This window comes from Flavobacterium sp. SH_e, from assembly GCF_025717045.1.
Classification (GTDB): Bacteria; Bacteroidota; Bacteroidia; order Flavobacteriales; family Flavobacteriaceae; genus Flavobacterium.
This window is the reverse complement of record NZ_JAOVZN010000005.1, coordinates 403,118-418,140: the sequence shown is the minus strand read 5'-3', so window position 1 is coordinate 418,140 and position 15,023 is coordinate 403,118. Positions and strand designations below refer to the sequence as shown.

The 15,023-nt window shown below is 33.6% G+C and carries 15 protein-coding genes; 6 read left to right on the top strand and 9 right to left on the bottom strand.

Translation table 11 applies throughout. From position 1 onward, the window contains the following. Nucleotides 1-9: 9 nt before the first annotated feature. A complete protein-coding gene (locus OD917_RS09745) occupies nt 10-1,026 on the top strand; it encodes a sensor histidine kinase (protein WP_263523348.1) in 1,017 nt (338 codons plus the stop codon). Beyond that, nucleotides 1,007-1,774 (top strand): LytR/AlgR family response regulator transcription factor, encoded by a 768-nt coding sequence (locus OD917_RS09740; protein ID WP_263523347.1) that lies wholly within the window; start codon nt 1,007-1,009, stop codon nt 1,772-1,774. Before OD917_RS09745 ends, OD917_RS09740 begins: the two co-directional genes overlap by 20 nt. A 204-nt stretch (nt 1,775-1,978) precedes the next feature. On the opposite strand, the gene OD917_RS09735 is transcribed toward OD917_RS09740, so the two are convergent. The 7 genes from OD917_RS09735 to OD917_RS09705 all read right to left on the bottom strand — a co-directional run bounded on the left by OD917_RS09735 (nt 1,979) and on the right by OD917_RS09705 (nt 6,513). Continuing rightward, on the bottom strand, nt 1,979-2,371 hold the full coding sequence (locus tag OD917_RS09735; RefSeq protein WP_263523346.1) for a DoxX family protein: 393 nt from the start codon (nt 2,369-2,371) through the stop codon (nt 1,979-1,981). A 488-nt stretch (nt 2,372-2,859) separates the two neighbouring features. Next, nucleotides 2,860-3,921, bottom strand: a complete 1,062-nt coding sequence (locus OD917_RS09730) for an NAD(P)H-dependent flavin oxidoreductase (RefSeq protein WP_263523345.1) — start codon at nt 3,919-3,921, stop codon at nt 2,860-2,862. Nucleotides 3,922-3,927: 6 nt separating this feature from the next. After that, complete coding sequence (locus OD917_RS09725; protein ID WP_263523344.1) at nt 3,928-4,302, bottom strand: nuclear transport factor 2 family protein; 375 nt, start codon at nt 4,300-4,302, stop codon at nt 3,928-3,930. A gap of 16 nt (nt 4,303-4,318) precedes the next feature. After that, a complete protein-coding gene (locus OD917_RS09720; protein ID WP_263523343.1) occupies nt 4,319-5,059 on the bottom strand; it encodes an SDR family NAD(P)-dependent oxidoreductase in 741 nt (246 codons plus the stop codon). 18 nt (nt 5,060-5,077) lie between these two features. Next, nucleotides 5,078-5,296 (bottom strand): tautomerase family protein, encoded by a 219-nt coding sequence (locus tag OD917_RS09715; protein WP_263523342.1) that lies wholly within the window; start codon nt 5,294-5,296, stop codon nt 5,078-5,080. 12 nt (nt 5,297-5,308) lie between these two features. Continuing rightward, the gene (locus OD917_RS09710) at nt 5,309-5,842 is read right to left on the bottom strand and encodes a YceI family protein (protein ID WP_263523341.1); all 534 of its coding nucleotides are present in this window, start codon (nt 5,840-5,842) and stop codon (nt 5,309-5,311) included. Between the two features lie 86 nt (nt 5,843-5,928). Then, on the bottom strand, nt 5,929-6,513 hold the full coding sequence (locus OD917_RS09705; protein WP_263523340.1) for a Crp/Fnr family transcriptional regulator: 585 nt from the start codon (nt 6,511-6,513) through the stop codon (nt 5,929-5,931). Between the two features lie 220 nt (nt 6,514-6,733). On the opposite strand from OD917_RS09705, the gene OD917_RS09700 reads away from it, so the two are divergent. The 4 genes from OD917_RS09700 (at nt 6,734) to OD917_RS09685 (ending at nt 11,094) form a co-directional block, all read left to right on the top strand. Then, nucleotides 6,734-7,567: a universal stress protein gene (locus tag OD917_RS09700; protein WP_263523339.1), complete on the top strand. Its 834-nt coding sequence runs from the start codon at nt 6,734-6,736 to the stop codon at nt 7,565-7,567. A gap of 595 nt (nt 7,568-8,162) precedes the next feature. Beyond that, nucleotides 8,163-9,209, top strand: coding sequence for a beta-ketoacyl-ACP synthase III (locus OD917_RS09695; protein ID WP_263523338.1), 1,047 nt, complete (start codon nt 8,163-8,165; stop codon nt 9,207-9,209). Between the two features lie 29 nt (nt 9,210-9,238). Further along, complete coding sequence (locus OD917_RS09690) at nt 9,239-10,333, top strand: sensor histidine kinase (protein WP_263523337.1); 1,095 nt, start codon at nt 9,239-9,241, stop codon at nt 10,331-10,333. A gap of 5 nt (nt 10,334-10,338) precedes the next feature. Beyond that, entirely contained in the window at nt 10,339-11,094 is a 756-nt protein-coding gene (locus tag OD917_RS09685) for a LytR/AlgR family response regulator transcription factor (protein ID WP_263523336.1), read from the top strand. Between the two features lie 300 nt (nt 11,095-11,394). Here OD917_RS09685 and OD917_RS09680 read toward each other — a convergent pair whose 3' ends face one another. After that, entirely contained in the window at nt 11,395-13,806 is a 2,412-nt protein-coding gene (locus OD917_RS09680; protein ID WP_263523335.1) for a sensor histidine kinase, read from the bottom strand. A 181-nt stretch (nt 13,807-13,987) separates the two neighbouring features. Beyond that, nucleotides 13,988-14,938 (bottom strand): polysaccharide deacetylase family protein, encoded by a 951-nt coding sequence (locus tag OD917_RS09675; RefSeq protein ID WP_263523334.1) that lies wholly within the window; start codon nt 14,936-14,938, stop codon nt 13,988-13,990. Nucleotides 14,939-15,023: the final 85 nt, after the last annotated feature.

The window sequence follows — 15,023 nt, the reverse complement described above, 5'->3', positions numbered from 1 at the left end:
ACTACAATTATGGAAAAAACAAAACGTTTTCAGGTTTCGCTCAAAGTCATTTGGGGAAGTTCGATTGCATTGGCAGTTATGGCTTCGATACCTAAATTATTTGATGCCGATTCTACACCTGGAGATCTTATTATAAATTCTTCGATAACGCTGTTGTTTTCTCTTTTTATATGGTACTACAACATCTACAGTTTACCCAAATTTTCTGCTAATCATGCCAATAAAAGTCTGTTTAACTGGAAACTTTTGCTGAGTGTTATTTTGGGAATTGTCTTGATGGTGATTCTGGTAATCGCGCATCAGGAACTGTTTCAGGTTTCAAAAATGGATGCACCAATCATGTTTGAACTTCGAGGAGTTTTAATCAATTTGATTGTCTATATGTTTTTGCATTTGCTTTTTCAAAACTATCAGACACAGCAAATGGGAGTAGAATTGGAACGTACAAAAGCAGTAAATCTAGGCGCTCAATACGAATTGTTGAAACAACAGGTCAATCCGCATTTTTTGTTTAATAGTTTAAACACGCTGAAATCTATGGTTGATATCCAAGATCCGCAGAGTTCAGATTTTATCTTGAAATTATCCGATTTTTATCGTTTTACGCTAGAAAGCCGAAAAATGGATTTGATTCCGCTAAGCGAAGAACTTCAGATTTTAGATTCGTATGTATATCTGCTGAAAGCTCGTTTTGAAGACGGATTTGTTTTAGAAAATGAAGTAAATCCAAAACAGTTCGATTCGGCAATTCCGCCTTTTACATTGCAATTATTGATTGAAAACTGCATCAAACACAATGTCGTTTCTTTAGATAAACCTTTGAAAATAAAGCTTTATACAGAAAATGAGTTTTTAGTGGTCGAAAATAAAATTCAGCTCAAAAGAGGCGCCGTGTCTACGGGTGTTGGTTTAGATAATATCAACCAGCGTTTTATGCACCTGATTCATAAAGAAATTGAAATTGACAAAGACGAAACTACCTTTAAAGTAAAAATACCACTTAATTATGACTATCATAATAATTGAAGATGAAGTAAAAACGGCCAAAGCGCTTGGCCAGCTAATTCTGAGCATCAGACCCGATGTTCAGATTTTGTCGTATATACAAAGTATTGACGGGGCGGTTGATTATCTTTCAGAAAACGATCAACCCGATTTGATTTTTATGGATATTCAGCTGGCAGACGGTCAGTGTTTTGAGATTTTTAAGAATGTTGAGGTTTTATCGCCTGTAATTTTCTGTACCGCTTTTGATGATTATGCCATCGACGCCTTTAAATCAAACGGAATTGATTATGTTTTAAAACCTTTTTCAAGAGAAAGTATTTCGCAAGCTTTGAAGAAAGCGGGAGAGCTGAAAAACTTCTTTCAGAGAAATAAAAAAGCAATGCCCGATTTTGATTATTTGCTTACGCGAAATGGTGAAAACAAAGGGAAAAGCAGTTTTTTGGTTTTTAAAAACAATAAATACCAAACGGTTTTAACGGAGAATATTGCGTTTTTTTATATCAAAAATGAAACGCCAACGATTATGACTTTAGATAAAAATGAATATCCGTTAACGCAGTCTTTGGATGATATTCATAAACTTTTATCGCCAATTCAGTTTTTTAGGGTTAACAGACAGTATTTGGTTAATTTTACAGCTATAAGAGAAGCAGAACATTATTTCTCGAGAAAGATATTGGTAAAATTAAGTGTTCCAACTGAAGAAAAAATATTGGTAGGAAAAGAAAAAGCAACAGCATTTTTGAGTTGGCTCGAAAATAGATAACCAATTAATTTATTTGATGATTCAGATAAATTAATTGGCTTGATTTTATAATCCAGGAAACATAAAACAGCTTATAAAAAACAAAGCTGAAAGTATAAAACAGAGAATTAGAATAATCTTTTTCATTTTGATTTGTATTAATAAGAAATAATAAAATGCCTAATATTCAAGTATTAGGCATTTTTATTTTGATGTAATTTTTTTTTAATTGATTTCTGATGGAGTGTAAGTCGCTGTATATAGTTTTCTATACATTGCATAAGTTACGCTAACCATTACAAAGGCAATAATCGCATCAGTCGCAGCGCCGAAACCTAAAACGGCTATTTTTGAAAAGAAAGCAAAAATGATGTCGAAAAATATACCTGCGAAAACCCATTCTTTCAATCGTAATAATTTATTCGGAATTAAAAGCGTAATAACTCCCGCTACTTTAAAAACGCCAAGGATATAAATAAAATGCGCTGGATAACCCAATTGTTGTGTGATTCCCCAAACTAATGGATTGTTTGTTAATTCGAAGAAACCGCTTGCGCCAAACCATAAAGAAGTTAATACTGCGCCTGTCCAATAGATAATTGTTGTTTTTGAGTTCATGATTTTGATATTTAAAGTTATTTAACGGTACAAATGTGCGTTGAAAGCCTTAAAAACGAAATCGAAAATATGTTGAAGCGGACAAACTTCGGGGTGAAATGGACGGGATGTTGGGTGGTGTTTTTTAACCGCAAAGAGCGCAAGGATTTTTTTATATAAATGCTGGAGATTTTAAGTTCGCAAAGCTTTGTGTGGAAATATTATGGTTTTTAATCTCGCAAAGTCGCAGAGTCGCAAAGTTCTATTTCACGCAGATTTAAAATGATTTAAGCAGATCGGCGCAGATTTTTTAAATAATAAAAATGAAATCTGCTAAAATCTGCAAAATCTGCGTGAAACAAAATCCTTTTAATCCTAATAATCTGTGGCTTTAAAAATAAAATCCTTTGCGACTCTGCGACTTTGCGAGATTATAAAAGACAAAGCTTTGCGAACTTAAAAACACAATCTAAAGCAAAAAAAACTTAGCGCTCTTTGCGGTAAAAAAACTAAGCAGACATTTCAGCAATTAAAGCCTGCATCAATTCTCCAGCTTTATGGTGTTTTAAGTTGCTTGTGTTTTGTCCCGACCAAAAACTAACCATATCAGTTCTTCCTTGAGCGAGTGCGGCTACTTTTAAAGGTGCAATTAATTTGGTCTGAAGCGGAAATGGCAATACCTCAGTTTCAAAAGGGACAGCATCAGAAATGGTATTGCTGATCATTCTGCCCATTCTTCCAGTCAATGATTTAGAAACTGTTGTCGGAGTGTTTGGGTTTGTAAAAAGCATTTCTTTATGAATCGCTGCAGCGCCAGATTCATCGGTAACCATAAAAGCGGTTCCCAATTGTACGGCATCGGCGCCTAAAGTCATTGCGGCTTTTATTCCTTTTGCATCTATAATTCCGCCCGCAGCAATAATTGGCGTTTTGGTTTTAGCTTTTAATTGCTGTACAAGAGTGAATAATCCTGTAAAAGAATCTTGTGCTGGTTTTAAGAATGATGGCCTATGTCCGCCAGCTTCAAATCCAGCTGCGATAATAGCATCGACTTCGGCATTTTCTAGAGCGAGTGCTTCTTCTAAAGTTGTTGCCGCTCCAATAGTTTTTATTCCGAGTTTTCGACTTTCTTGAAGGATTTCTTTGGAAGGAATTCCGAAAATAAAACTAAAAACGGCTGGTTTGAGTTCGAATAAAACTTCAACTTGCTTTTCAAATTTAGAAGGAATATCAGAAGATAAATCAGGAAGCGGAATCCCTAATTCGTCAAAATAAGGTTTAAAAAGCAGTTTTATTTTTTCCAGTTTTTCTTGAGGATAATTCAGAAGGCTTTTGTCAACATCATTAACCCATAAATTAATATTATAAGGCTTAGAAGTGGCTTGTTTGATTTCTTTCCCAGCTTCGCGAATCTCTTCGGGAGTGAGCGTATAAGCGCCATAACTGCCCAATCCGCCTGCATTGCTTACGGCAGCCAATAAAGCGGCAGTTGAAAAACCACCGCCCATTGGACCTTGTAAAATTGGATACTCAATACCTAGTAATTGTGTTATTTTGGTTGAATTCCACATTGTATTTTAATTTACTTTAGTTGCTAATTTGTTACTGATAACCCATTTTCCATCAACAACGATAAGACTTAAAAGGTCATAATAATTATACTCGAATATCGGAACTTGAACTTTCGCGACAGCGGTATTATTGATAATTTCTAAAGATAGGATTTTCATTTTGAATTCTTCTCCCAATTCCTGTGGACTTTTACGGTTTTTTACGCCTTCCAAATACTGATTTAAGGTTTTAAAATAAGTTTCCCCATTAATATCAAAACCAATAATCGCCTCTTGATGAAAAACACTTTGCAATAAAGGAACATCGCCAGTATAAATTCCGTTAAAGTAATTCATGAGTACAGCCGTAATTAAAGCTGCATTTGTACCGAAACTTTCCATAACTTATTTTTTATAATTACTGAATACTGTGGCCGGCAACATGACCGCCATCTAAATTAATGATTTCGCCTGTTACAAAATTACTTTCGGCCAAATAAAGAGCCAATTGTGCTACGTCACTGGTTTCTCCAATACGGTTTAATAAATGTAATCCGGCCAAACTATCAGCATTGTCTACGCCAGTTTTAGCCTGAAGCGGACTTCTAATTATTCCTGGAGCAATGGCATTTACACGAATATTGTTTTTCCCAAATTCAGCAGCAAGTTGTCTCGTAAAAGCATGAATACCGCCTTTGCTTGAAATTGGTGCGGTTGCAGGAAACCCATCAATAGCATGGTCCACCAAAACGGTTCCAATATTAATAATGGATCCTTCTCCTTGCACAAGCATTTGTTTTACTGCGGCTTGACTGGTAAAATAAGTTCCCTTTAAATTAATGTTTAAAAAACGATCCAAGTCTTTTTCTTCCACATCTAAAAAAGATTGAGGCTGAAAAATTCCTGCATTATTAATTAAAACATCGACGCTTCCAAAACGTTCTAAGGCCGTTTGCACTAATTGTTTTCCTGTAGCAATAAGACTTACATCGCCATGTACCATTGCTAATTGGTTAGCATGCCCTAATTCTTGATACGTATTTTCAAGGTTTTTTAAATTTGCGGAGTTGATCACTACATTATAACCTTTTTCTAAAAATAATTGTGCGATTGTTTTACCGATGCCTGTAGAGGCACCGGTGATTATAATTGTTTTCATTTTTTCTGATTTTAAAGATTATTTCTTTTGAGCCGTAATGCCTTTTTCTCGCAATACGGAAACTTGTTCGCCTGCAAATCCCCAATCGTCCAATTCTATTTCCTGAATTACAATATGAGTAAGGTTTGGATCTTTGTCTAAAACTTCAGTGATGAGTTCTGTAATGCCAGAAATTAACTGTTGTTTTTGTTCTCTGGTAACGCCTTCTCTTGTTAATTCAATTTTTACGTATGGCATGATTTCTAGGTATTAAGCAAGTTTTGCTGTTAGGTTAACATCCAATTCAAAATCGTTGTAGATTAAAGTGTCTCCAAGATTGGTGAAGAAGTTTCCAGAACGGAATTTCATATCATATTTGGTACGGTCAATGATGATTTTACCTGAAGCTTTCAAATCGCTCTCGTTTCTTTTTACTTCCAAATTAAAACCAATTGGATGTGTAATCGCTTTAATCGTAAGATTGCCTTCAATAAAATAATCTGATTCAGTTTGTTTCGAAGCCGCTGTAATATCTAAAGTAGCAGTTTGGAATTTATCTGTAGAAAAGAAATCATCTGAGGCCAAATGTCCAGCAAATTGCTGATTTGTTGCAGAATCGGTGACGTCAAGAATTGCGATAGAAGTAGTGTCGATAATGACATTTCCGCCAGTAAGTTCATTATTAGAAAAAGTAAAATTACCTTCTTCAATATTAATTGTTCCATTGTGTTGTCCAGTAACTTTTTTTCCAATCCAGTTTACTTGACTTTCAGTATTCGAAATTTTAAAATTTTGAGTTTCCATTATTTTATACTTTTAAATTGTTATTAATTTATAGTACAAAGTAATGGCGGTTTCAGAAGTTCATTACGTGATGTAGATCACATTCGTCAATGCGATTTGGAAGCGTTGTATAATCGGCTTAAAGTTTCTCGTGAAACGCCCAGATAAGCCGCAATTAAATGTTTGGGAACAGTGTTGTATAGAGCAGGGTAGAAAGCCAGCAGTTCTTCGTATCTCGTTTTCGTATCATTATTCATAAAAGAAAGCAATCTTTTCTGAGAAGCCACATAACCGCGATTGGTTCTCCATCTAAAGAAATGCTCAACTTCGTGTATTTCTCTGCAGAGTTTTTCTCGATCATCATTAGAAAGAGAAAGAATTTCAACATCCGAAATGCAATCAACATTAATTGTTGCTTTGGTTTTGTTGTAAAGTGCCGCGTAATCAGATGCCCACCAAGTAGACATCGCAAACTGTAGAATGTACATTTTTACTTCATCATTAACATAAAAAGATTTTAGACAGCCAGAAACAACAAAATACTCTTTGTCAACATTCTGACCTTCGCTAATAACAGTTTGCCCTTTCTTAAAAGTTTCTGTTTTAAAATGCGAAAAGAAATACTCGAATTCTTCGTCGGTTAGCGAAGCAATTTTAGAAATATGTTCTTTTAAGAGATTTTTTGCGTCCATCCATTAAGTTTTAATGATAAGTAAAAGTAGTAAATATTAAAAATGCCCACTTGATTATTTGGATCGTTTTTAAAGTAAGAAACAAAAAAGGAAAGCTAGTTTTTTCAGAAATGATATTTTACGGTTGAGTAATAAAAAATGATAGTTGGGTTACTAAATTTCATGCAGAAGCAAATAATTAGACAATTTTACTAGAAAATATCACGCCTAATTTTATTTTATGATTTCACCTCTTACTATAATCGCCGCTACTAATTTTTCTACGATTGCTAATAATGCTGTTACTTATGCAGCCGGACTTGCAAAAGCAACTGGTGCAAAACTGGTTTTATTTAATTCATTTTCTTTAAGTGTACACAGTGCCAATTCGCACATAACAGCCGATGCGATGCAGAAGCAAATCGATAGAGCAATTTCGAGATTAGAAAATCTGGCTAAAGAAACAGCCGATGTGTTTAAAATTGAAGTTGATTCAATTTGTACTTATTCTTTTTTAGAAGACGAACTCCCACGAATAATTGAGCAAACAAAGGCAGATGCAGTAGTTATGGGAATGGCAGAACGTTCTTTTGAACAAGAATTACTTGGAAATTCAACTACAACAGCGATCAAGAATCTTCATATTCCAGTTTTAGCAGTTCCTGAAAATGCACGTTTTCAAAGTATAAAAAAAGTGCTTTATGCTTGTGATAGTCTGAGTTTTTCAGCTATTAAAAAGTTCAGCTGGATTAAAAGCACTTTAGGAGATTTTGGTGCAGAAATCGAATTTTTTAGCGTAGATGAAAAGTTGGATGATTTAAAAGAAGAACAACACAGAATTTTAATGAATTCGAATATCGAAAAGGAATTTGAAGATGTAAAATATTTATATAAAACCGTAAGATCAAACGCTGTAATTAACGAAATTAGAAAAGAAATTAAAAATTATGAGGCCGATTTGTTAATTATGGTGCCTCAAAAATACGGATTTTGGGATTCTTTGGTTCACAGAAGCAAAACTAGGATTTTGGCAGCAGGGCTTGATATCCCATTATTATCATTTCCGAATTATTAAATATTAATTTGATTTAAAAATAATGATATAAAAATTAAGAGGTTTTTTTGAAGAAATTTTATCAAAATAAATTTTAACAGATTTTTTTTGATTTTAGGGATTTTATAATTTTTAGCGCTAGTTGCCGAATTTCAAAATTATATTTTAACATTTCAGTCAGTTTTGTTAATTATTCTTAATTACCTGCTTGTTTAAGATATTTTTAAATTAATTTTGTAGCACTCTAAAAACTTAATGCAGATAGGTTTTTTTATCAGTTTGGCAATAGCTAAAATTGAGAATTATCTACAAACTGAAACAGCATTGTATGATTTTAAAAATAAGATAAATTAAAGATTTTATACCAAGTAATACCGAGAGAACGCTTGGTGTAGATTTTTAATTTATTTTAATTGGATTTTGTAGAATGATTTTAGTTTGTTCAGTTTTTTAAAACACCAATTTCTCAAAAGAGTTGTAGTCAGCAGATTTAATCGGCTTTTAAGGATGCTGTTTTGGTTTCCTGTGTCAGTTCTAAATGGGCAGAAAAAAAGAAGAGAAAAAGTAGTAAGCATTGGGTTCTAAGAGTACAAAGCTTAAAACAAAAACAAAAACAATGGGCGCAGTAATTACAGCTATAGGTGGTTTCGTACCATCATCAATCCTTACCAATAAAAAGATTTCAGAAACAGTTGATACATCGGAGGAATGGATCATCAAAAGAACTGGAATTAGAGAACGTAGAATCGCAGATGACGATACGGCAACATCTGATCTTGCCGCAGCAGCGATTGAAAATCTTATCGAAAATTATAATGTAGATCGTAGTGAAATTGAAGCTTTGCTTGTAGCAACAGCAACTCCAGATCACATTTTAGCTCCAACAGCAAGTATTGTTTGCGATAAAAGTGGGCTTACAAATGCTTTTGGAATTGACATGAATGCAGCTTGCAGTGGATTTTTGTATGCGCTAGAAATGGGAGCAAACATGATCGAAAGTGGTCGCTACAAGAAATTAATCATCGTTGGGGCAGATAAAATGAGTTCTATCGTAGATTATGAAGATCGTAATACTTGCATTCTTTTCGGAGATGGAGCAGGAGCGGTTTTATTAGAAAAAATAGAATCTGATGCAGGTTTAATGAAAACGATTCTAAAAACGGACGGAAGCGGAGTTTCTTCTTTGGCTGTACCAGCTGGAGGTTCTAGAAATCCAACTTCTATGCAAAGTCTTTTACACAGAACACATTATTTGAAACAAGATGGAGCTTTTGTATTTAAAAGAGCCGTTGCAGCAATGAGCCAGGTTTCGCAAGATGCTTTGGCGAAAAATGAATTAGAATCAGACCAAATTGACTGGGTAGTTCCCCATCAGGCTAATTTAAGAATTATTACTGCTGTAGGCGAAAGTTTAGGTATTGATTTCGAAAAAGTAAAAGTAAATATTGACCGTTACGGAAATACTACATCTGCAACAGTGCCGTTGTGTTTGTGGGATTTCAAAGACGATTTTAAAGAAGGTCAAAATGTATTAATTACTACTTTTGGAGCAGGATTTTCTTGGGGTGCAACGTGCTTAAAATGGGGCGTAATGCGCGAGAAGAAAACCGTTCGATCGGTAAAAGCAGATAATGTAGAAGAGAATATTTTAGTGGAACACTAAAATATCGATTTTAATAGTTAAGGGAATAAATGAAGGGAAAGAATAAGAATAAAAAAACGGGCAAGAATTTTTTCTATAAATACTACAGGGTTATAGTTATTCCAGCCGTTTTTTTAGTTTACCTTTCTTCTTATTATTTTTTAAATCCCTATCGAAATTTTGAAGAAGAAGGTTTGCTCGATTTAGATCAAACCTTCGATATCTTCATTATTTTATTGTATTGCGCCATACTTACAGAACTGACCTTGTTCGTAGGCAGAAAATTGAACAATTACATTCGTTGGGAACAAAATCCAGCTTTTCGCGCAATAGCGCAATTCATTTGTCTTATTGCTGGGAACATTCTTCTTAATTATTTTTTCTCTTGTCTTTGGGATTATTTATATCCATGTACCGCTTTAGAAGAGAATGACTTAGTTACGATTTGGCAGTCAAAAATTATGGCCGCTATTATTTCGCTTTTCATCAGTGCCATTCATACTGGAATATTTCTGCTGAACAGATGGCGACTAAATGCAATCGAAACGGCTGAATTAAAAGTTAAAGCTTCTGAACTTCAGGAAGCTGTCACACGTTCGAAATTAGAGTCTCTAAAAATGCAGTTAGATCCGCATTTTGTGTTCAATAATTTCAGCACTTTAACAGAATTGATTTATGAAGATCAGAAAGAAGCGGCTTCGTTTTTAGAAAATATAACGAGAGTATATCGTTATATGATTTCGAACTCTAATAAAGATACCATTACGGTAAAAGAGGAAATAGAATTCCTGAATGCCTATTTTTATTTGCTAAAGAAAAGATTGGGCGATAAAATCGATTTAGAAATTGATGTTAATGCTGCATCGCTCGCACTTCATTTGCCACCTTTAACCTTGCAGTTATTGTTAGAAAATGCTGTAAAACACAACATGGCCACTTTGGCAAATCCGCTTACTATTTCTGTTTTTTATGATTCTGGCGATATTGTCGTTCGAAATAATTTACAGCGAACTGCAGGGAAAAGTTTGGTTTCAACAGGAATTGGAAATAAAAACATTGAATTCCGTTACAAGATTTTATCTCAGAGAATGCCAACTTTCAGCGAATCAAACGGCTATTACGAAGTACGTCTGCCATTAATTTAATACTTATGAAAATTTTAATTGTAGAAGATGAAAGTATCAACGCCAGCCGATTGAAAAGATTGCTGGAAGAATTAGAACCCAACTGTGAAATTTTAGGCATTATTGACACTGTTGTGGATACAGTTGCATGGCTGAAATCGAATCCAAATCCCGATTTAATCACAATGGACATTCGTTTAGCAGACGGATTGAGTTTTGCTATTTTTGATGAAATCAATATTATTTGTCCCGTAATTTTTACCACGGCTTATGACGAATATGCGATTCGTGCTTTCAAAGTAAACAGCATTGATTATTTGATGAAACCCATAGAAAAGAACGAATTGGAGTTCGCATTAACCAAATTCAAATCTTTAAATAAAAACGAAACCAATATTACCAATATCACTGGAATTTTGAAAGAACTGATTGAAAAACCAGTTTTCAGAATGCGCTTTTTAGTAACGTATCGTGACGGCTATAAAAGCGTAGATGTTTCGGATATTGACTTTGTATATTCTGAATTCAAAACCAGTAATTTATTCCTTAAATCGGGTGTAGTTATCTCTATTCCGCAAACCATGGAAGAGCTGGAGCAGGAATTAGATCCAAATATCTTTTTCCGTGCCAATCGCCAATTTTTCATTCGTGCAGAAAGCATTAAATCTATTGCGAACTACTTCAACGCAAAACTTAAAATCCAATTAAAACTAGATCCCGAACGCGAGGTAATCATTAGTCGTGAAAAAACGCCTTTCTTCAAACAGTGGATGGATAGGTAGTTTTTAAAGATGCTAAGGTTCTAAGGTTTTTAGGTGCAAAGGTTCAAAGGGACAAAGGTTCAGAGTTTTTTTTCTTCCAAAAGTTTGGTTTATACATAGTTTATATCTCAATGAACGAAGGATTACAAATGTAACTACGTAAAACATAATCGTCAATATTTGACAATCCTTGCTTCGTTAGGACGACAAATAATGCATTAAATCTGCATAATCTGCGAGAAAACAAATTCCTTTTAATTGCTTTAGAAAAAAAAATCTCGCTTTAATTATGGCGAAAACAGAATTGATGGCTATAGAAGATTAGTCTTTATCTAAAATCCTTTTAAAGAGTAACTGAAAACTAACGCCATTTTTATTTTCAATAGATAAATCGCCTTCAAGAGTATTGCTTAAACCGTTGATTAGTGTCATTCCAAACGAATCGCTATTTTGCATTTTTACAACATCTAGTATACCAATTCCGTTATCAGAAATAAGAAGCTTATAGCAGTTTTCTGAAATCTCAGATAGTAATAGAGTAATAATGCAGTTTTTGGTATCTTTAAAAGCATATTTTATCGAATTGGTTATGACTTCGTTGATAATTAATCCCAATGCAATTGCTTGCGAAATATCTAATTCGATCGGGTCAATTTTCACTTCAAAATGAATGTATTCTGCATTGAAAGACTCTTTTAGATATTCAACCAATTCATTGCAATATTCTGGCATATCAATCATAGAAACATTGTCTTCACGATACAATCTTTGATGAATTAGTGACATCGCGTAAATTCTATTTTGACTATTTTTTATTGTAGAAATGGCCAAATCATCTTTCAAATAAGAAGACTGAGAGTTCAGCAGACTAATTACAGTTTGAAGGTTGTTTTTTACGCGATGATGAATTTCCTTCAAAAGCCATTCTTTTTCTTCAAGCAAACGTTCCAATTTTACATTCTTGAGCTTGATTTCTTTTTCTTTTAATTCTAGTCGGCTAGTATTGCGCTGTTTAATTTTTGCCCTGTTATACAATAAAATAATGATTATCAGTAATAAAAATAAACTGCTGACAGAAATGGTATTTAAAAGTTTGGACGTATGCAGTTCACGTTTCTGAAGATTGGTCTGCTGTTTTAAAGATTTTATATTTTGTACTTTGGCACTAGTTTCAAACTTGAATTTCAAATTTTCATAATCACGATTTTTAGTAATGTTATCCATCGAATCCTGAATTCGAGAATAACTTCTCATGTGTTCGATCGCAGAAAGATAATTTCCATTCACGGAATCAATTTTGAATAAAGCAAGCTCTAAAGCATAACGACTATAACCTTCTGTTTTACTAGATGTTGATAGGATTCTCTCCGTAATTTCTTTTGCTTTATACGGTTTATGAATTTTGATGTAAAACAACGCCATAATCGAGTAACAGTCTGCAGCATCTTTGACTGTTTCTATTGAATTTAGTTTTTTTGCAAACAAATCAAGTTTTTCATAGCAGGCTTCGGCTTCTTTCAATTTTCCTAACTCTTCATAGCAGCGAGCCTTAAGCTGATTCAGGATCATATTATCCAAATTGTTTTTTGGAGGATATTTTTTAGAATTGTTTTCTAGATATTTTAAAGCTTCAGAATATTTAGAATTATCCATTAATGATCGAACAGAACCAAAAAAACTTTTATACCAAGTTCCGGCATTGAGCTCTCTTTGATTGTATTCAATTCCTTTTTGATAAAATTTAATGGCGTCGTCATAATAACCAGTACTATTGTAAACGTTACCGAGACGTATATAAAAGCTGTCTGCAAAAGCATAATCTTTTGTTTTTTTCATCGAACTAACGCTTTCTAAGGCATAATAAAGCGCATCTTTATAATTGTTATGAAATAATTCGATATACGAAATGGTTGTCTCAGTATACTGTGTGTATAGAAAACCTATTTTTTTCTGAAGATTAAGACAGGTCAGAAGTTCTTCTTTGGCTAATTTCATGTCGCCTGTCCAAAAATGCACAGGAATTATTTTCATATAGGTTTCAATTTCCTTTTCCTTGTTTCCTGTTTTTTTATAAATAGCCAAAGCTTCAGATAGAATAACCGCTTTTTTCTTATCGCTATTTGGCATAAAAGTGCCTCTGTTATCGATGGCTTCTGCTAGTATTTTGTCATTTTTTGTTTTTCTTGCCGCATTGACAAGTTGCGAAAAAATAGTACTGCTCAATTGCTGTTTGCCCGCTTGATAATAATATTTTGCTAGAAGAAATTTAGATTGAAACAACCATTTTTGAATTCGGGATTTTTCGGCCAGTTTTTGAGCTTTATTAATATACAAAAGCGCATTTTCCAAATCATTTTTTTTAGCACCAGCCTTAAAAAGATAAAAACTCCCAATTTGCAATGACAGTTTAATTTGATCGATTGTATTTAGTCTTGGCAATAGCAATTCTGCCCCGCGAGCATAATTATTGCTAATTAAATTATTTCCTGGAAAGTTTGATCCGTCGTTAAAACCTTCATCGTTGGCAAGCGTGTACGGTAACTTGTGAGCTTTGCAGGCTAAAATCATCGCACTATCAATATCTATAGATCCTTGGTTGACATTACGAAGATAAATAGCAACATTATGAAGCATTAATCTATCTTTCTGAAGCTTAAGTTTATTGGTTTCATTTTGGCTGAAAGAGGGTGTGGTAAAAAAGTATAGTAAAAGTAATAGAACTACTTTTTTCATGTTTTAAGTCTGTTTGGTCGAGTAAAGCTAATAGTTTTAAAAGCTTTTAAAAAACATTTTTGAGCCTAATTTGTAACTTAAAAAAAAGAATTATCTAGTGAAATCAAAAAAAAGCTATCTAAATTCTAGACAGCTTTTTCAAAATTGAAGATATAAAAGACTTCAAAAAGCTTAATTATAATTACTCACGAATTGACGTTTTATCTTCAAGCGTCATTTTTGCAATTTCATCTTTTCTTTTAAAAGTTACGCCTTTGTGTTTTTTCATATAAATGATTAATTCTGAAACAGTTTTAACCATTTGCGGAGTTCCTCCAATTCTATCATGAAAACTAATAGACATTTGTCGGCGTTTAAATTCGCTTTCCGCATAAAGCTGATCAAACTCGGCTTTTACTTGATTGAAGAATTGATCAGATGAAAAGTTTTTTCCTTCAATTAAAACAATATCATTACAGCGAATTGTGTAAGGAACAACCACAAAATCCTTTTTATTCGCTTGAATGATAAAAGGTTCATCTCGGCTTAAATCGTCTATATGATAGATGAAACCTAGTTCTTGCAGAATTTTGATTGTATTTTCTCCGCGTCTGAGCCAATTAGCATTGTATCCAACAGCGGTAAAACCGGTTACATTTTTTATAGCATCAACGCCATCTTTTATAAACTTTTTTTCTTCGTCGTAAGACATCGCATATTCTGAACTCCAGTTCATGCCATGCGCAGCGGCTTCATGTCCGCGCTGTACAATTTCTTTAGCAAGAGCAGGATTTTTTAAAACTGCAGAACCAACCATATGCGAAGTAACTTTTATTCCATATTTGTCCCAATTGTCCAGCATTCTCGGAATTCCCTCTTTATAGCCATATTCATACCAAGTTTCAGCAGGAAAATCACGATAACCTTTCTGCATGTTTTGAGGAAACGGACTTTCGGCGTTTTCAGGCTGTCCGCCAGCTTCAAATTGCATAGAAACCGAAACCACTAATCTTGATCCGTCTAACCATTTATTTTGTATATCAGCATCCATTTTTTCTTGTTTTATAGAGTTTGAAAATGTATCAACAGGATTTGCCATTACTGCAGCGCCTGTTAAACCTGCCATTTTTATAAAATTTCTTCTTGTTGTCATTTTTTGATATTTAGAAATTATCATTTTCTTTTTAGCTATAAGTTTTTTTAACTCATAGAAACATAGTTATGCTTTGTCGAAAAAG